Consider the following 17071-nt stretch of genomic DNA (forward strand, 5'->3'; position numbering starts at 1 on the left):
CCCATGCCGAACACGGAAGTTAAGCTCTTCAGCGCCGATGGTAGTTGGGGGATCTCCCCCTGCAAGAGTAGGACGTCGCTGGGCAATGAAGAAAGGCGAGAGACCTGAGGGTTTCTCGCTTTTTTTGTATAGTTTTTACATTTGCGGAATTAATCTCAAATTCTCGGAAATATCTCAACTATCGCGAAAAAATAGAAATAAGCTTCAATTATCTTCTCAACAAGCGAATTTACATCAATAAATTGAAAATTTAGAACCGAATCTGTTGAAATTACCTTATAGAAGACGTACAGTTAATGAAAAAGAATTTTTCCAAGGGAAAGGGGAAAATAAATGGATTTTCATTTTGATACAAAAGCGGTACGTTTTCCACGAAAGCCGAAAGCAGATACTGTAAGTAAAGTTCAGCCAATTTATCAAACCTCTGCATTTGTGTTTGAAGACCTCGATGATCTTGAATCATTTTATGAAGGCAAAAAAGACTACTTATACACCCGCGTTAGCAATCCGAATACAGATGACCTTGGAATGGGTGTAGCAGACCTGGAGGGAGCTCCTAAGGGCGTTGCGACATCTTCAGGTTTATCTGCTATTCTTGCAGGAGTGCTTGCTGTTGTGAAGGCTGGCGATCATATCGTCGCATGTGAAGATCTTTACGGAGGAACGTTTTCTCTTTTTAATGGGGAACTCCCTGACTTCGGAATAGAAGTCTCTTTTGTGGATTTTACAGACAGTGAGAAAATTGAGAATGCGATACGCCCAAATACAAAATTACTGTACACAGAATCCGTAACAAACCCTCTATTAAGGGTCGAGGATTTAAACCTTCTTAAAAATCTTGGCCAGAAACATAAGCTAGTGACTATGGTAGATAATACGTTTGCTACACCATATCTTCTACAGCCTTACCTATTAGGTATTGATCTTGTTGTACATAGCGCCACAAAATATATTGGCGGACATAGTGATGTAACAGCAGGCGTACTGGTAGGTAGAGAAGATCTGATGGCTAAAGCAAAAGCAAAAGTGATTAACCTTGGAGCTAATCTTAGTCCATTTGAAGCATGGCTAGGGTGCCGTGGGTTAAAAACAATGAGTGTACGAATGGACCGGCATGTGAAAAATGCAGCCATTCTTGCAAGTGAATTAAAAACTGTTAAAGGGATTAAGAATGTCTATTATCCTGAATATGTAGCTGAAAGAGGATCAGGAGCAATGGTTTCTATTGAGTTAGATGATGAAGCTGATGTGAAAACATTCTTTAAGTCACTAGGATGGGTGAAAATTATACCGACACTGGCAGGTCTAGATACAACAGTTTCTTATCCGATTGCCACTTCCCACCGTACAGTACCAGAAGATACTAGACAGAAGTTGGGAATCAATAAGCAACTTATTCGTATTTCTGTAGGAATTGAAAACGAAATTGATATCGTAGAGGCATTTAAAAGTGCTGTGGAAAAATCCCTGTCATAGGGGATTTTTTCTTTTGTTTGAAATGGTTGCATTGATTACATTTATCTGGTATAGTATTACTTGTGTCCGAATGACATACTAGTTTTATTGCTAAGGTTAAAAAACAATGCACACTATCATGAAGCAGGTGCAGCATATTTACACTCATATCGTCGCGGGGTGGAGCAGTTCGGTAGCTCGTTGGGCTCATAACCCAAAGGTCGCAGGTTCAAATCCTGCCCCCGCAACCAATTTAAAATACCGACTAAGTCGGATTTACTACTTATGCAAGTGAGCAAGATAAACTTATTACCTGGTCTCGTGGTGTAGCGGTTAACATGCCTGCCTGTCACGCAGGAGATCGCGGGTTCGATTCCCGTCGAGACCGCCATTTTTCTAGAGCGATTGGATCGCTTTTTTTTTATACTCAAATTTGTGTTACTTTATAAATATAAGCTAAAACTGAAGTTTTTCGAAACAAACATGTGAATTTGTTGTTAAGTAAGATAAACTGATAGAAAAAGCACCTTAGGATGAAATTCCTAAGGTTTTTTTATAAAATAGAAAGAGAGATGAGTTTGGTGAAAGATGAATTTGCATTTATTCAATCCATTACGCCAGCTTATACATTTCGAGAAGAGTTGATTCATGGCATTGGAGACGATGCCGCTCTGTATCATATTGATTCAGATTGGGATGAAATCGCCTGTGCGGATACGATGGTAGAAGGAATCCATTTTAAAAAGAGTACGCTATCTCCATTTCAGATCGGTCGAAAAGCCCTAGCTGTGAATATAAGTGATATTGCCGCTATGGGTGGCATTCCGATGTTTTATCTTGTGTCTATTTCTGTTCCTCAAACAGGCTGGTCATCTAAACAGCTAAAAGAAATATACAAAGGAATGAAAGAGATCGGAGACTTATATGAGATGGATATGATCGGTGGCGATACGGTATCGACCAGGGGAGATCTCCATATTGCCATTACGGTTATTGGTAAAATTGAAAAAGGTCGTAAACTTTTAAGAAGTAACGCGAAGGCGGGAGACGTTGTCTTTCTTACTGGACCTGTTGGAGGTTCGGCTGCTGGGCTTTCTTCCTTACTTAAGGGCAAGGGCAGTGATGGACCTTATGTGCGGTACCATCAGGAGCCAAATCCATGCGTCAAACAAGGGCGTATTCTCGCGAAGAGTGGATACCGTATTTCATTAAACGATGTGAGTGATGGAATCGCAAGTGAGTCCCACGAAATTGCAGAGGCAAGTGGCGTTTCCATTGTCCTTGATCAAGATGCGATCCCGGCGCCAGAGGATTTTGAGTCTTATTCCTCTTTCCAACGGTTAGAATGGATGTTAAATGGCGGAGAAGATTATGAACTGATCGGTACGGTTGCAAAAGAGGACTGGGAAAGTGTGAAAGAACTGTTTCAAGAGTACCAGGAATCGATCTATAAGATCGGATATGTAGAGGACAAAGGGACAAGTGTCTGGATGAGTTACAAAGATCAAAAATTCAAATTGGACAAGAAGGGTTACAATCACTTCTCGTCTAAAGAATAGGTGATGAACATGAGTGGATATGCTTTCATCATGAAATCTCCAGAAGAAACGATGGCGTTTGGCAGTAAGCTTGCTGAGAAGTTGAAGCCGGGCTGTGTGCTAACGCTTGAAGGAGATCTAGGTGCAGGCAAGACAACTTTTACGAAGGGAATCGGAAAAGGGTTAGGAGTTACAAAAATAGTGAATAGTCCTACCTTTACGATAATTAAAGAATACGAAGGAACCATCCCTCTTTTTCATATGGACGCGTATCGTCTTGAAGAGAGTGATGAAGACCTTGGTTTTAGCGAATACTTTGAAGGAGATGGTGTGACAGTCGTCGAATGGGCAAAATTCATTCAAGACATGCTGCCAAAAGAACTCCTCAGAATTGAAATTTATCATCAAAGAGAATCAGAACGTCGGCTTATTTTAAGACCATTTGGTGCTTTTTATGAGTCGTTATGTAAGGAGCTACAACATGAAAGTACTAGCCATTGATTCTTCGAACTACTGTATGGGCGTGTCCATTATGGTGGATGGCACGATTGTCGGAGAACTGATTACAAACATTAAGAAAAACCATTCGGTCCGTTTAATGCCAGCTATTGAACAGCTCTTGGACGAGGTTCAGGTTAAGCCAGCTGATCTTGATCGTATCGTAGTCGCAAAAGGGCCAGGCTCTTATACTGGGCTTAGGATTGGAATTAGCATTGCTAAGACGTTAGCATGGACGTTAGCGACCCCTCTTGTAGGTGTCTCTAGTTTAGAAGTACTGGCGCAAAATGGTCGTTATTTTTCTGGAGCCATCATTCCATTTTTTGATGCAAGACGTGGACAGGCGTATATGAGTGTCTATCAAGCGAATGGAACAGAGATTGAAAGAGAAACGGAAGATCAGATCGTATTATTTGAAGACTGGCTGCATGAAAATAAGGACCGGTATGAACGTTTCTTATTTATTAGTGGGGATTTAGATATGCATAAAGAGAAGATTGAATCAATCTTGGGGGAGAAAGCGGTGTTCGCACCAACGAGTAGTTTGAATGCTAGACCTGCTGATCTTGCCAGGTTGGGAGCAGGTTATGAACCGGTGGAGGATGTCCATCAGTTTACACCAAACTATGTAAGAATGGCTGAAGCTGAAGCGAAGTGGTTAGCTTCACAGAAAAAGTAGGGGATAGGAATGAATGATACGGTATCGTTTCGATCGATGACCATTGAAGATATTGAAGATGTGATGCGGATCGAGCACGCCACTTTTCCGACACCTTGGAGCAGGTCTGCTTTCTATAATGAAATCGTCATAAATCATTTCGCGACTTATCTCCTACTTGAAGTTGGAGAAGAAATAGCTGGCTATTGTGGTGTGTGGGTCATTATTGATGAGGCACACATTACAAATATTGCGCTTCATCCGGATTATCGAGGAATGAAGTTAGGGGAAGCGCTCTTAAAGAAGGCGATCCATTTTGCAAAATCACGCGGAGCAGTGAAAATGACGCTTGAAGTTCGCGTATCTAATATCGTAGCGCAGAATCTATATCGGAAATTTGGTTTTGAAGAAGGCGGCATTCGCAAGAATTATTACACAGATAATCAAGAGGATGCGCTAGTAATGTGGGTGAATTTAAATGGAAACTAAACATGAACTTATTTTAGGAATTGAGACAAGCTGTGATGAAACAGCCGTTGCCATCGTAAAGGATGGGAAAGAAGTATTAGCGAATGTTGTTGCTTCTCAGATTGAAAGTCATAAGCGTTTCGGAGGGGTAGTCCCTGAAATTGCTTCAAGGCATCATGTGGAGCAGATGACGCTAATTTTACAAGAAGCATTAGATGAAGCAAACGTTACAATGGATGAGATTGATGGCATTGCTGTGACGGAAGGGCCAGGACTTGTGGGAGCTCTCTTAATTGGTGTGAATACAGCTAAAGCTCTTGCTTTCGCTCATCAAAAGCCGCTCATTGGCACGCACCATATAGCAGGACACATTTACGCCAATCAGCTTGTAACAGAGTTAACCTATCCGCTACTTGCGCTAGTCGTGTCAGGAGGGCACACAGAGCTTGTTTATATGCCTTCTGAAGGTGAGTTTGAGGTAATCGGAGAAACACGCGATGACGCAGCTGGAGAGGCTTATGATAAAGTAGCAAGAACCCTTCAACTACCTTATCCCGGAGGACCGCATATTGATCGACTGGCAGCAGAAGGAGAGGAATCTGTCCCACTGCCTCGCGCATGGCTTGAAAAGGGGTCATATGATTTCAGTTTTAGTGGCTTAAAGTCAGCCGTGATTAACACTGTGCATAATGCGAAACAACGGAATGAAGAAATAAAGCCAGAGGATCTTGCGGCAAGTTTTCAAGCTTCTGTAGTTGAGGTCCTCGTGACAAAGACAGTGCGAGCGGCACAAGAATATGGTGTAAAGCAAGTCCTTCTTGCTGGTGGTGTAGCAGCAAACAAAGGCTTAAGAAGTTCTTTAACAGAAGCTTTTGAAGATAGTGGAACAGACCTTGTGATTCCACCATTATGCTATTGTACCGATAATGCTGCGATGATTGCAGCAGCTGGAACGATTGCTTATCGAAAAGGGAAACGCTCTAGCCTTCAACTTAACGCAAATCCGGGATTAGAACTGGGAATCTAATCCCGGTTTTTTTTATTCTTGTCCATAGATAACGCTTAGTTGTATACAAATGTTCGTGAATGAAAAGTGAGGTTGTTAGTAAGAGCGGTTATCCACAGAACAGTGGATAATGTGGATATTAATAGAGAAAGCTTACTTCTTAGCCGTTTTTTGAAATTCGCTAAATTTGTGGATAACTAGATGATGACTTGTTGATAATGTTAATAATTTTTAGAAAATGAGATATACAGGCTATTTGATTGTGTATAAGTGTGTGGATAGTGTGAATATGTCGGAAAATTCTTACCTAACAAAAAAACAGTCCACAGTGGACTGTTTTTGTTAGGCTCCCTGTAATTGTTCCCATTCCTCCATCAGTGTTTCAGTATGAAGTCGCAAATGATCCATTTCTTCATTTAACTTCATGACTTTTTCATGATCTTCAAAAATGTCGGGGATACAGAGTTCTTCTTCTATTGCTGCTATTCGCATTTCAGCATCATCAACTTCTTTTTCAATTTCTTCAATTCGTCGAAGCATTTGACGTTCCTGGCGTTTTGCTTCTTTATCTTGCTTAAAGCTAGATTTACCAGACGCCAGAGGTTGGGCAACTTCAGTGTTCTGTTGTTCAAGTGCAGCTAGTTCTGCTAGTTCCTGTTTTTTTTCAACATAATAATCGTAATCCCCTAGATAAGGTGTTACACCGTCCGTGGAAAGCTCGATGACGCGCGTTGCAATTCTATTTATAAAGTATCGATCGTGAGAGACAAATAGAATCGTACCAGGGAACTGGATGAGTGCTTCTTCCAATATTTCTTTGCTATCAAGGTCAAGGTGGTTTGTTGGCTCGTCCAAGATGAGAAGGTTTGATTTTTGCATCATTAACTTGGAAAGTGCAAGACGACCTTTTTCACCACCACTTAAATCAGAAACGTTTTTCAATACATCATCGCCGGTAAATAAAAAGCGACCAAGTACGGCGCGGACATCTTTTTCATCGGTAAGCGGGAAATCGTCCCAAAGTTCTTTTAAAACGGTCTTATTCGAGTGGAGATTTGTTTGTTCCTGGTCATAAAAACCAATTTGAACATTGCTTCCGTAGTGAATATCGCCATCGAGTCTTGTCTCACCGGATACGATTGCTTTAAGCAATGTTGATTTACCTATTCCGTTGGGGCCAACAAGTGCGACACTTTCCTGTCGCTTTAGATCAAATGTTAAGTGATCGTTTATCACATTATTAGGGTACCCGATCGCTAGTTCTCTCAGGGTTAAAACGTCATTGCCGGTCTGCTTATCAATTCCAAATGAAATATTCGCCGACTTTTCATCACCTTTCGGCTTATCAAGGCGTTCCATGCGATCGAGCTGTTTACGGCGACTTTGCGCTCGCTTCGTTGTTGAAGCACGTACAATGTTTTTCGCAACAAATTCCTCTAATTTCGCAATTTCTTTTTGCTGTTTCTCAAACTCTTTCAGCTGCTGCTCATATCGCTGTTCTTTTTCATCAAGGTAGTAGCTGTAATTGCCTTCAAAACGTTCCGCTCGGTGTCTCGAAATCTCATATACTTTTGTTACAATTTTATCGAGAAAATATCGGTCGTGAGAAACGATTAATAAGGCGCCAGAATAGTTTTGAAGATAACCTTCAAGCCATGTAAGTGTTTCAATATCCAGATGGTTTGTCGGTTCATCTAGAATAAGTAGTTCAGGTTTTGTGAGTAAAAGTTTTCCTAAAGCGAGGCGCGTCTTTTGGCCACCACTAAGCGTTGAAATTTTTGTACTGTAGTCAAAATCTTTAAAGTTTAGCCCATGTAATACGGTACGGATGTCTGCTTCGTATTTATATCCACCTTGATCTTTAAAGGCAATTTGCAGCTCGTCATATTCTTTTAAGATGCGTTCATATTCCACTGGATTCTCATAAACCTTTGGATCACCCATCTTTTGCTCATATTGTCTAAGTTCAGATTCCATCTTTTGAAATCGCTCAAAGACAGTTAGCATTTCATCCCAGATCGATAATCCTGATTCAAGTCCTGTATCCTGCGCCATATAGCCAACTGCCACATCTTTGGGTTTTATAATATCGCCCGAATCATATGAAAGTTGCCCCGTAATCATCTTTAATAGCGTAGATTTACCAGCACCGTTCCGCCCAACAAGCGCAACGCGGTCTCGTGATTGTACTTCTAATTTAATATTCGATAAAATGGTATCAGCACCAAATGATTTCGTGAGTCCATTCACTTGCAATACGATCATGTTCGTTCACCTCTATTTCCTTCCCTATGACTGTAAAACGGACAGTAAGGATAAGCTGATCTTCGTTTACTACCGATTATTCGGCATTATCCGACGTTCCTTTAAGTTTACCGCAGAGAGGACTGACGGGGCAACTAAACGAATGTGCATGGTTTAACAAAAAAAGTCATTAAAAAAACAGCAAAAACGTAAGAAATGGTGTATAGTCACAAGTAGCAGTATTAACCTTCTATCATCTCAGTATGAGGAAAGGGGCAAACATGAGTTCATTTACTCACTTTAATGAAGAAGGCCGAGCAAGAATGGTCGATATTACGGATAAAACTCCCTCAGTCCGGACGGCTACAGCCCGTACGAGCGTTCAGGTGAGTGAACAAATTTATTCCGGTATACAGTCGGGAACGATGAAGAAAGGCGATGTCCTTCAAGTCGCTCAAATAGCCGGCATTATGGCAGCAAAAAAAACATCAGATCTCATCCCTATGTGTCATCCGATAGCGCTTTCTGGCGTTGACCTTCATTTTGACTGGCAGGAGAAATCATCCTCTTATGCGCTAATGATAGAGGCTCATGTAAAAACGAGCGGAAGCACTGGTGTTGAAATGGAAGCGCTGACGGCAGCGTCAGCAGCGGCTTTGACCGTCTATGATATGTGCAAAGCGGTGGATAAAGGTATCGTTATCGGGGAAACCTATCTTGTTACGAAAACAGGAGGTAAAAGCGGGGATTATACGCGCAAATAAGGTGACGATGGAGCGAGGAGATCAATATGGAGGTAGTTTATGGATATTGATCAGACAAAAATTCCGCAGGCGACAGCAAAAAGACTGCCGCTCTATTATCGATATTTAAAGAATTTAAGTGCATCAGGAAAGCAACGAGTCTCCTCAGCAGAGCTAAGTGATGCCATCAAAGTAGATTCTGCAACAATACGAAGAGACTTTAGTTATTTTGGCGCTCTTGGTAAAAAAGGCTATGGGTACAACGTTCATTATTTGTTATCCTTTTTTAGTAAGACTCTTGATCAGGATGAAACGACAAAAGTCGCACTGATTGGTGTTGGGAATCTTGGTACAGCTTTCCTTCACTATAATTTCATAAAAAATAATAATACCAAGATTGAACTTGCATTTGATGCCGATTCTGAAAAAGTAGGACAAGAGATCGGTGGAGTACCCGTTTATCACATTGATGAATTTCAAAAGCGTTTGAAAGAAAATGATGTTTCTGTCGTGATCTTAACAGTCCCTGTCCATGTCGCTCAGTCCATTGCAGATCAAATGGATGAGACAGGCATCAAAGGGATATTGAATTTTACTCCTGCTCGTTTAACAGTGCCAGATCATATTCGCGTTCATCACATTGATTTGGCAGTCGAATTACAGGCACTCGTCTATTTCATGAAGCATTATCCAGTATAAGTACATGATAAGGAGGTGACACGCATGGGAATGGGTGGCGCAAGTATCGCATTAGTTGCCGTGGTTGCTTTAATTATTTTCGGACCGAAGAAATTACCTGAGCTAGGTAAAGCAGCAGGAAATACACTTCGTGAGTTTAAAAATGCAACAAAAGGTTTAGCGGATGATGACGATGAACCAAACGAAAAGAAAAATAACGACAAGTAATCGGTTAGGACGGATAGTGAATGGAGGATCAGAAGCAATCCATCTATGATCATTTAGAAGAATTAAGAAAACGAATTATCATTACAGTCGTTTTCTTAATTCTTTCCTTTATTGCGGGGCTGTTTCTGGCTAAGCCAGTCATTGTATTTTTGCAACATGCTCCTGAAGCGCAGGGTATACCGATGAACGCGTTTCATCTTACTGACCCACTGAAAGTATATTTCAGCTTCGCCTTTTTAATTGCTTTTATTATGACATCACCCCTGGCACTTTATCAGCTATGGGCGTTTATTTCACCTGGTTTATTTGAACATGAACGGAAAGTAACCTTATCGTATATTCCAGCAGTATTTCTGTTATTTCTTGGTGGCGTATCTTTTTCTTATTTTGTTCTCTTTCCATTTGTGATTGACTTCGTAGGAAATCTTGCTCAGAGTCTTAACATTCAAGAAATGTATGGAGCCAATCAATATTTTAGCTTCCTGTTTCAATTAACTCTGCCGTTTGGATTTGTCTTTCAGTTGCCAGTGATTGTGCTTTTCTTTACAAGACTTGGGATGTTAAATCCAGCGATGCTTGTCCAAATTCGCAAGTATGCGTACTTTGTACTCCTTGTGATCGCAGGCATGATCACACCACCTGAAATCATTTCACATCTTATGGTTACTGTACCGCTACTGCTTCTTTATGAATTTAGTATAATCGTGTCACGATACGGGTATCGAAAAAGGTTGCAGGCAGAAGCGAAGCGCATTCTTGAGGAAGCTCAGGAAGAAGGAAATCAATAAATGCAAAACAAAAAGCGGTAGGGATTCCTACCGCTTTTTGTTTTCGTCTTTTTTCTTAAGTTTTGTAATTCGTTTTTTAAGAACGAAGAAGCGGATGGCATAAACGAAATCGATAGTGGCAAGAACCATCAATAGAATCGTATAAAAGCTCCACATTTCGCCGTCACTACTTGAGCTATGAATGGCGAGGTAGGTGAAAAGCGAGCCGAGTCCTAAATAGAAAAAACCCATAACAATTGGTGAGAGTTTCATGAAAAGAGTCCTCCAATAAACGATTGCGTCTGATTAAGCTGTTTTTCCATCTCCATAATATCATCAGCAAAATAGACGTTAATTAACACAACAAACGTGTTCATCGTCATGTGTGCAATAATCGGTACGATCAGACGCTTTGTTTTCACATAGAGAAATGCAAAGGTTAGACCCATTGCTGTATAGATGAGAATGTGAGAAAAGTCAAAGTGAATCGCCGCGAAAATAACAGAGCTAAGAATGCCGGCGATCCAGAAGTTAAATCGTTTATACAATGATCCGAAAATAACTTTTCGGAAAACGATTTCTTCGAGTATGGGTCCAATAATGGACGTCACGATAATAAAGATAGGAGAAGCTTTTGCCACTTCTATCAGCATTTCTGTATTCTCAGAGCCTGGATCAATACCGAATACATTCATCTCAATCATGGCCGCCACAATTTGAGAAGCATAAGCCATGACTACACCTAGAATACTCCAACCTACGGCCTGACCACCGGAAACGCGAGTTGAGCGTTCAAACGGAACGTCGGGAGTGGAGCGGAGGAGGAATAACATAATAACCAAGGCAGTAAGAAAACTAAAAACTGACCATATCACAACGGGATCAGCTATGTTAAGTTTTTGAAGTAATGGAACACCTACAAGCCCTGAAAGCTGCATGACAATATAGGTAATCAATATAGTCCAATAATGTTTGGCCAAGAAGCATAACTCCTTTAAATGGTTTCAATGCCTTAAAGGCACTTTGCATACTCGTATTAGTTTAACACACTTTTAAAAGGGAATGCCGTTCATAAGACTTCCTAAACTGTTTAAAGCGTTTAATCGAATTTCCTCGAAAAACAGGTCAGAAGTCTTATCTTTTTATGTCAGATCTTGGCGAGTAGGGAAGAAAAGAAAAAACTGAAAAAAAAATCAACTTTACTACTTGCAAATAGATAGTGAATTATTTATTATATACATGTGTTAGCACTCGACGATGGTGAGTGCTAAAAAACGAATCAAACCATAATTTCCATCTGAGGAGGGTGTTTGAGTTGTTAAAGCCTTTAGGTGATCGTGTTGTCATCGAACCAATTCAATTAGAAGAAAAAACGTCTAGTGGGATCGTGCTTCCGGATTCTGCGAAAGAAAAGCCACAAGAAGGTCGCGTCGTTTCTGTAGGTAGCGGTGCACTAACTGATGGTGGAGAGCGTGTCGCTCTTGAAGTATCAGAAGGCGATGCAGTTATTTACAGCAAATATGCTGGTACTGAAGTAAAGTATGACGGTAAAGAGTATCTAATCCTTCGTGAGAATGACATTCTTGCAGTCGTAAGTAAGTAACCACAAAAAATAAAAGCACTACATACATTTAGGAGGGTAACAAATGGCAAAAGATATTAAGTTCAGTGAAGAAGCCCGTCGCGCAATGCTTCGCGGTGTTGATTCTCTTGCGAATGCAGTTAAAGTTACACTCGGACCAAAGGGACGTAACGTTGTCCTCGAGAAGAAATTCGGATCTCCACTTATCACAAATGATGGTGTAACGATCGCGAAAGAAATTGAGCTTGAAGATGCATTCGAAAACATGGGTGCAAAGCTTGTAGCTGAAGTAGCTAGCAAAACAAATGATGTTGCTGGTGACGGTACAACAACTGCTACCGTTCTTGCACAAGCTATGGTACGCGAAGGTCTTAAAAACGTAGCATCTGGTGCGAACCCTATGGTTATCCGTAAGGGTATCGAGAAAGCTACAAGAGCTGCTGTTGAAGAGCTCAAAAACATTTCTAAGCCAATCGAAGGCAAAGAGTCAATCGCACAAGTTGCGTCCATCTCTGCTGCTGACGAAGAAGTAGGTCAATTGATCGCTGAAGCAATGGAGCGCGTTGGTAACGATGGCGTTATCACTGTTGAAGAATCAAAAGGATTTGCTACTGAGCTTGAAGTAGTAGAAGGTATGCAGTTTGATCGCGGATATGCATCTCCATACATGGTTACAGATTCCGACAAAATGGAAGCTGTTCTAGAAGATCCATATATCCTCATTACGGACAAGAAGATCGCGAGCATTCAAGATGTACTACCTGTACTTGAGCAAGTGGTCCAACAAGGTAAACCACTTCTTATGATTGCTGAAGACGTTGAAGGTGAAGCTCTAGCAACACTTGTTGTGAACAAGCTTCGCGGAACGTTTAACGCAGTAGCTGTTAAAGCTCCAGGATTCGGTGACCGTCGTAAAGCGATGCTTGAAGACATCGGTACACTAACTGGCGCTGAAGTGATCACTGAAGATCTTGGTCTTGACCTTAAACAAGCGAACATCACTCAGCTTGGTCGTGCTTCGAAAGTTGTTGTAACGAAAGAAAATACAACAATCGTTGAAGGTTCTGGCGAAACAGACAAGATTGCTGGTCGCGTAAACCAAATCAAAGCTCAGCTAGAAGAAACAACTTCTGAGTTCGATAAAGAAAAGCTTCAGGAACGTCTTGCTAAGCTTGCTGGCGGCGTAGCTGTCATCAAAGTTGGTGCGGCAACTGAAACGGAATTGAAAGAGCGTAAACTTCGCATTGAAGATGCTCTTAACTCAACTCGCGCAGCGGTTGAAGAAGGAATCGTATCCGGTGGTGGTACAGCACTAGTGAACGTCGTTAAGGCTGTTCAAGCTGTTGAAGCTACTGGTGACGAAGCTACTGGCGTTAAGATTGTTCTTCGTGCTCTTGAAGAGCCAATCCGTCAGATCTCTCACAACGCTGGTCTTGAAGGATCTGTTGTGGTTGAGCGCCTTAAGAGCGAAAAAATCGGTATTGGCTTCAACGCCCTTACTGGTGAGTGGGTAAACATGGTTGACGCTGGTATCGTTGACCCTACAAAAGTAACGCGTTCTGCTCTACAAAATGCAGCATCTGTATCGGCTATGCTTCTTACAACAGAAGCCGTTATCGCTGATAAGCCTGAGGAAAATGCAGGCGGCGGTGGCATGCCTGATATGGGCGGCATGGGTGGAATGGGCGGTATGGGCGGCATGATGTAATTCATGCTCCCATCTGCTCAGAATATCTCTGAGTGAATGGAAAGCTTCCTCCAGTTTTATAACTGGGGGGAGCTTTTTTTATATGAATTAAAATTGTAGCAGTTTAATAAAAGACAACGTCTTAATACTTACAAAAACCAGATAAGCTAGAGCTTATCTGGTTTTTGTTCAGGCCAGAAGAACAACCTCGGAAGATGGAACCAATAAAAAAAGCTTGTAATAAAAGGGATAGTCAGTATAAAATAAAACAACAGGTCATCAGATGACCTGTTGTTATTAAGATCAACTGAAAGCGCTAACAAGTTGTGAAATTATGAAGTGGAGGGATGTTGATGTTATTACTTGTTGCTTTAAGTGCCATTTTAGCCCCATTTCTCTTTCTAGTGCTCCTTCGAATGCCGGCTAAACAGGGAATGTTTTTCAGCGCAATTATTGTTATCATCTTATCTTTTTTTGTATGGGGAGTAGAAGGAGACGTCATTTTAGCGTCTGTTTTGGAGGGATCGCATAAGGCGCTCACGATTTTATTTATTTTGTTCGGGGCGATCGCATTATTAAATACCCTTCGTCGAACGGGTGCTGTGAATCGCATTAATCAAGGGTTTCGAAATATTTCAACTGATATGAGGGTCCAAATTGTCATTGTCGCTTTTTTATTTGGCGCTTTAATTGAAGGGGCTGCAGGATTTGGTACTCCAGCGGCGCTCACAGGACCACTGCTTGTCGCGTTAGGTTTTACACCGATGGCAGCTGCGGCCATTGCTCTGATTGCAGATAGTTCGTCTGTTTCTTATGGTGCTGTCGGTACGCCAATTCAAGTTGGGCTTAGTAATCTACCAGATGCAGGTTTATCTTTTTATCAAGGAATTGGTGTGCAAATTGCTTTCTTTGATTTATTTGCCGGTACGTTTATTCCGTTTATATTAGTTGTCGTTCTAACTGTCTTTTTTGGAAAGAAGAAGGGGTTGAAAGATGCCGTTGAGATGCTGCCATGGACTTTTATGATTGGACTTACTTATACGTCATCGGCGTATCTCTATGCGGTTTTGTTCGGTCATGAGTTTGTTGCGATCTTAGCTTCTCTTACTGGTTTAGTTGTCGCTACTCTCACTGCAAAGAAAGGATTTTTGCTTCCAAAGACTTCATGGCAGGATGCCCTTCAGGAGGATTTTGTGATTGAAGAAAAAGGCTCGAACATGGGATTAGCATCCGCGTGGTCTCCTTACTTGATTATTGTAGGTCTATTGTTAATGACGCGAATTGTACCTGCCATCAAAAACTTTACCTTAGATTGGCTGGATTTATCCTGGACGAATATTATCGGGATCGAAGGGATAACGTCCAAGTGGCAAGTTTTGTATTCACCAGGTACGGTATTAATTTTGGCAACAATCATTGCCGTGGTCATTCAACGAAAATCCTTTCGTCATTTTTCGGCTGCTGCAAAGGAATCGATTATATCGATGAAAGATGCCGCATTAGCGTTATTGGCAACCTTAGCTCTTGTACAAGTTTTTACGAACACAGGCATGAATGCGAATGAATTGATTAGCATGCCTCAATACATAGCGCAAACCCTTGCGAGTGGATTTGGTTCCATGTGGGTACTTGCGGCTCCGTTTCTGGGTGAATTAGGAGCCTTTATTACCGGAAGTGCAACCGTGTCAACGCTAACGTTTTCACCGATCCAATATAGTATTGCAGAGGAAACGGCCCTTGCGAAGGATACGATTTTATCCTTACAAGTCATTGGCGCTGCTGCAGGTAATATGATTTGCGTTCATAACGTGGTTGCAGCAGGTACGGTTGTTGGGCTTTCTGGAAAAGAAGGGGATATCATTCGAAAAACGCTATTGCCTGCTTTACTATACGGACTATTAGTAGGGGTAGCCGCTTTTGTTACGACGATGGTGTTTTAATGACCCGATAACTTTTCCAATTGTCTGTTTTAGAGTAAAATAGAAGTAACACATGATGGGAAGTTGGAGGAAGAATGGTGAATTATAAACCGATTCGATCGAAAAAAATCTATGAACAAGTCGCAGATTCTCTCCTCGAATCGTTAAAAAATGGCACGTTAAAGTCTGGAGATAAACTCGATAGCGTGGAAGTGTTAGCTAAAAACTTCAATGTTGGAAGGTCAGCTATTCGAGAATCGTTAAGTGCGCTTCGGGCAATGGGCATTCTTGAAATGCGACAGGGAGAAGGGACGTATGTGAAGTCCTTTGATGCCTCACGTTTTTCGCTTCCTGTATCCGTAGCTTTTTTGATGAAGTCAGAGGATCTGAAGGAACTATTGGAAGTACGAAAGATTCTAGAAGTTGGCGCAGCGGGATCAGCAGCTTCCTCACATAAAGAAGAAGATTTGTCTCCGATGAAGGATGCCCTTAGGAAGATGGAAGAGGCAAAGGGCAGTGGTGAGATTGGGGATCAGGCTGATTTAGCGTTTCATATGGCGTTAGTGAAAGCCACTCACAACCACATGCTTATTAATTTAATGAACAGTGTTTCTGAAATTATGATGCAGGCGATGCGAGAAACGCGAAAATTACTTCATACGCCTGAAGGCACGGAACGTTTGTTGCAGGAACATCAAACAATCTTAGCTGCGATTGAATCTCGTCATGAGGAAAAAGCACGGGAGGCAATGTTAGCGCATCTTAACAATGTGGAAGATTCATTAGCCAATTTTATAAAATAAAGGAATCTGATACAAACAGTTTCCTTTTTATTTCTCTTAGTCATCAGATGACCTTATGTTTAAAATAGGAGGTTTTTATTATGAAGGTTTCATTATTTATTACTTGTTTATGTGACACATTCACACCTGAAGTTGGGAAGGATACGGTCGAACTGTTAGAGCGCTTTGGATGTGAAGTCGACTTTCCAGCTGGCCAGACGTGTTGTGGACAGCCAGCATACAACAGCGGATACAAAAGTGAGTCAATCAAAGGTTTGAAGCAAATGATCAAGACCTTTGAACAAGCGGAATATGTCGTTGGACCATCTGGTTCCTGTGTTCATATGTTGAAAGAATACCCGAAAGTGTTAGCTGATGAACCAGAGTGGGCTGAAAGAGCACGTAAGCTCTCGGGCAAAACATTTGAACTCACACAGTTTTTGGTGGATGTGCTAAAAGTGGAAGATGTAGGTTCTACATTTACGGGAACGGCAACGTATCATCCATCGTGTCATATGACGCGTTTGTTAGGCGTGAAGGACGCGCCGAGAATTTTATTGGAGAACGTGAAAGGTCTAAATCTCATTGATCTTCCAATGAAAGAGGATTGCTGTGGGTTTGGTGGAACATTTGCGGTGAAAAATTCGCACATATCCGGACAGATGGTGCAGGAGAAAGCAGAACATATTGAAGAAACGCAAGCTGACTACTTAATTGGTGGCGATATGGGGTGCGTCATGAATATGGGGGGGCGATTACGAAGAAATGGACAAGAAGTGAAGTTTCTTCATATCGCACAAGTATTGAACACTCAGTGA

Annotated in this window: 18 protein-coding genes, 2 tRNA genes and 1 rRNA gene; 18 read left to right on the forward strand and 3 right to left on the reverse strand. The window is 41.5% G+C overall.

The features are described 5' to 3' along the window. From rrf to tsaD, 9 genes are all read left to right on the forward strand, one after another. Positions 1-84: ribosomal RNA gene (gene rrf / locus LC090_RS21460) — 5S ribosomal RNA — on the forward strand; the annotation flags it as partial. A gap of 249 nt (positions 85-333) precedes the next feature. Continuing rightward, entirely contained in the window at positions 334-1476 is a 1143-nt protein-coding gene (locus tag LC090_RS21465) for a trans-sulfuration enzyme family protein (RefSeq protein ID WP_226660128.1), read from the forward strand. A gap of 153 nt (positions 1477-1629) precedes the next feature. Then, positions 1630-1706 (forward strand) — tRNA-Met (locus LC090_RS21470). A gap of 64 nt (positions 1707-1770) precedes the next feature. Further along, positions 1771-1846, forward strand: a tRNA-Asp gene (locus LC090_RS21475). Between the two features lie 190 nt (positions 1847-2036). Next, entirely contained in the window at positions 2037-3014 is a 978-nt protein-coding gene (gene thiL / locus LC090_RS21480; RefSeq protein WP_425590685.1) for a thiamine-phosphate kinase, read from the forward strand. Between the two features lie 9 nt (positions 3015-3023). Continuing rightward, complete coding sequence (gene tsaE, locus LC090_RS21485) at positions 3024-3494, forward strand: tRNA (adenosine(37)-N6)-threonylcarbamoyltransferase complex ATPase subunit type 1 TsaE (protein ID WP_226660130.1); 471 nt, start codon at positions 3024-3026, stop codon at positions 3492-3494. After that, on the forward strand, positions 3475-4170 hold the full coding sequence (tsaB, locus tag LC090_RS21490; RefSeq protein WP_226660131.1) for a tRNA (adenosine(37)-N6)-threonylcarbamoyltransferase complex dimerization subunit type 1 TsaB: 696 nt from the start codon (positions 3475-3477) through the stop codon (positions 4168-4170). The genes tsaE and tsaB overlap by 20 nt, the downstream gene beginning before the upstream one ends. Before the next feature lie 9 nt (positions 4171-4179). Beyond that, the gene (gene rimI / locus LC090_RS21495; RefSeq protein WP_226660132.1) at positions 4180-4638 is read left to right on the forward strand and encodes a ribosomal protein S18-alanine N-acetyltransferase; all 459 of its coding nucleotides are present in this window, start codon (positions 4180-4182) and stop codon (positions 4636-4638) included. Continuing rightward, positions 4628-5644: a tRNA (adenosine(37)-N6)-threonylcarbamoyltransferase complex transferase subunit TsaD gene (gene tsaD, locus LC090_RS21500; protein WP_226660133.1), complete on the forward strand. Its 1017-nt coding sequence runs from the start codon at positions 4628-4630 to the stop codon at positions 5642-5644. Before rimI ends, tsaD begins: the two co-directional genes overlap by 11 nt. 321 nt (positions 5645-5965) lie before the next feature. On the opposite strand, the gene LC090_RS21505 is transcribed toward tsaD, so the two are convergent. Beyond that, on the reverse strand, positions 5966-7888 hold the full coding sequence (locus tag LC090_RS21505; RefSeq protein ID WP_226660134.1) for an ATP-binding cassette domain-containing protein: 1923 nt from the start codon (positions 7886-7888) through the stop codon (positions 5966-5968). Between the two features lie 260 nt (positions 7889-8148). On the opposite strand from LC090_RS21505, the gene moaC reads away from it, so the two are divergent. From moaC to tatC, 4 genes are read left to right on the forward strand one after another with little or no spacing between them, the layout of a single operon-like run. After that, positions 8149-8631, forward strand: coding sequence for a cyclic pyranopterin monophosphate synthase MoaC (moaC, locus tag LC090_RS21510; protein ID WP_226660135.1), 483 nt, complete (start codon positions 8149-8151; stop codon positions 8629-8631). Positions 8632-8676: 45 nt separating this feature from the next. Further along, entirely contained in the window at positions 8677-9309 is a 633-nt protein-coding gene (locus LC090_RS21515; RefSeq protein WP_226660152.1) for a redox-sensing transcriptional repressor Rex, read from the forward strand. 24 nt (positions 9310-9333) lie between these two features. After that, on the forward strand, positions 9334-9516 hold the full coding sequence (locus LC090_RS21520) for a twin-arginine translocase TatA/TatE family subunit (protein WP_194222482.1): 183 nt from the start codon (positions 9334-9336) through the stop codon (positions 9514-9516). 20 nt (positions 9517-9536) lie between these two features. After that, positions 9537-10304 carry a twin-arginine translocase subunit TatC gene (tatC, locus tag LC090_RS21525; RefSeq protein ID WP_226660136.1) on the forward strand — a complete coding sequence of 256 codons (768 nt, stop codon included), beginning with the start codon at positions 9537-9539 and terminating at the stop codon, positions 10302-10304. A 27-nt stretch (positions 10305-10331) separates the two neighbouring features. On the opposite strand, the gene LC090_RS21530 is transcribed toward tatC, so the two are convergent. Together LC090_RS21530 and LC090_RS21535 are read right to left on the reverse strand one after the other, a co-directional pair. Next, complete coding sequence (locus tag LC090_RS21530; RefSeq protein ID WP_226660137.1) at positions 10332-10556, reverse strand: YdiK family protein; 225 nt, start codon at positions 10554-10556, stop codon at positions 10332-10334. After that, complete coding sequence (locus LC090_RS21535; RefSeq protein WP_226660138.1) at positions 10553-11263, reverse strand: CPBP family intramembrane glutamic endopeptidase; 711 nt, start codon at positions 11261-11263, stop codon at positions 10553-10555. The genes LC090_RS21530 and LC090_RS21535 overlap by 4 nt, the downstream gene beginning before the upstream one ends. A 335-nt stretch (positions 11264-11598) precedes the next feature. Here LC090_RS21535 and groES point away from each other — a divergent pair, with 335 nt between their 5' ends. The 5 genes from groES (at position 11599) to LC090_RS21560 (ending at position 17071) form a co-directional block, all read left to right on the forward strand. After that, entirely contained in the window at positions 11599-11886 is a 288-nt protein-coding gene (groES, locus tag LC090_RS21540; RefSeq protein ID WP_136948907.1) for a co-chaperone GroES, read from the forward strand. Between the two features lie 43 nt (positions 11887-11929). Continuing rightward, complete coding sequence (groL, locus tag LC090_RS21545; RefSeq protein ID WP_226660139.1) at positions 11930-13573, forward strand: chaperonin GroEL; 1644 nt, start codon at positions 11930-11932, stop codon at positions 13571-13573. 332 nt (positions 13574-13905) lie between these two features. After that, positions 13906-15492: an L-lactate permease gene (locus tag LC090_RS21550; protein WP_226660140.1), complete on the forward strand. Its 1587-nt coding sequence runs from the start codon at positions 13906-13908 to the stop codon at positions 15490-15492. A gap of 77 nt (positions 15493-15569) precedes the next feature. Beyond that, positions 15570-16274 (forward strand): FadR/GntR family transcriptional regulator, encoded by a 705-nt coding sequence (locus LC090_RS21555; protein WP_226660153.1) that lies wholly within the window; start codon positions 15570-15572, stop codon positions 16272-16274. A gap of 80 nt (positions 16275-16354) precedes the next feature. After that, entirely contained in the window at positions 16355-17071 is a 717-nt protein-coding gene (locus LC090_RS21560) for a (Fe-S)-binding protein (protein WP_226660141.1), read from the forward strand.

It is taken from the genome of Guptibacillus hwajinpoensis (assembly GCF_020524165.1).
GTDB lineage: Bacteria > Bacillota > Bacilli > Bacillales > Guptibacillaceae > Guptibacillus > Guptibacillus hwajinpoensis_D.

What these genes read in the sequence shown, in the direction of transcription:
- LC090_RS21465 (WP_226660128.1), top strand. Translation starts at nt 334, where the DNA reads ATGGATTTTCATTTTGATACAAAAGCGGTACGTTTTCCACGAAAGCCG.
- tsaE (WP_226660130.1), top strand. Translation starts at nt 3,024, where the DNA reads ATGAGTGGATATGCTTTCATCATGAAATCTCCAGAAGAAACGATGGCG.
- tsaB (WP_226660131.1), top strand. Translation starts at nt 3,475, where the DNA reads ATGAAAGTACTAGCCATTGATTCTTCGAACTACTGTATGGGCGTGTCC.
- rimI (WP_226660132.1), top strand. Translation starts at nt 4,180, where the DNA reads ATGAATGATACGGTATCGTTTCGATCGATGACCATTGAAGATATTGAA.
- tsaD (WP_226660133.1), top strand. Translation starts at nt 4,628, where the DNA reads ATGGAAACTAAACATGAACTTATTTTAGGAATTGAGACAAGCTGTGAT.
- LC090_RS21505 (WP_226660134.1), bottom strand. Translation starts at nt 7,888, where the DNA reads ATGATCGTATTGCAAGTGAATGGACTCACGAAATCATTTGGTGCTGAT.
- moaC (WP_226660135.1), top strand. Translation starts at nt 8,149, where the DNA reads ATGAGTTCATTTACTCACTTTAATGAAGAAGGCCGAGCAAGAATGGTC.
- LC090_RS21520 (WP_194222482.1), top strand. Translation starts at nt 9,334, where the DNA reads ATGGGAATGGGTGGCGCAAGTATCGCATTAGTTGCCGTGGTTGCTTTA.
- tatC (WP_226660136.1), top strand. Translation starts at nt 9,537, where the DNA reads ATGGAGGATCAGAAGCAATCCATCTATGATCATTTAGAAGAATTAAGA.
- LC090_RS21530 (WP_226660137.1), bottom strand. Translation starts at nt 10,556, where the DNA reads ATGAAACTCTCACCAATTGTTATGGGTTTTTTCTATTTAGGACTCGGC.
- groL (WP_226660139.1), top strand. Translation starts at nt 11,930, where the DNA reads ATGGCAAAAGATATTAAGTTCAGTGAAGAAGCCCGTCGCGCAATGCTT.
- LC090_RS21550 (WP_226660140.1), top strand. Translation starts at nt 13,906, where the DNA reads ATGTTATTACTTGTTGCTTTAAGTGCCATTTTAGCCCCATTTCTCTTT.
- LC090_RS21560 (WP_226660141.1), top strand. Translation starts at nt 16,355, where the DNA reads ATGAAGGTTTCATTATTTATTACTTGTTTATGTGACACATTCACACCT.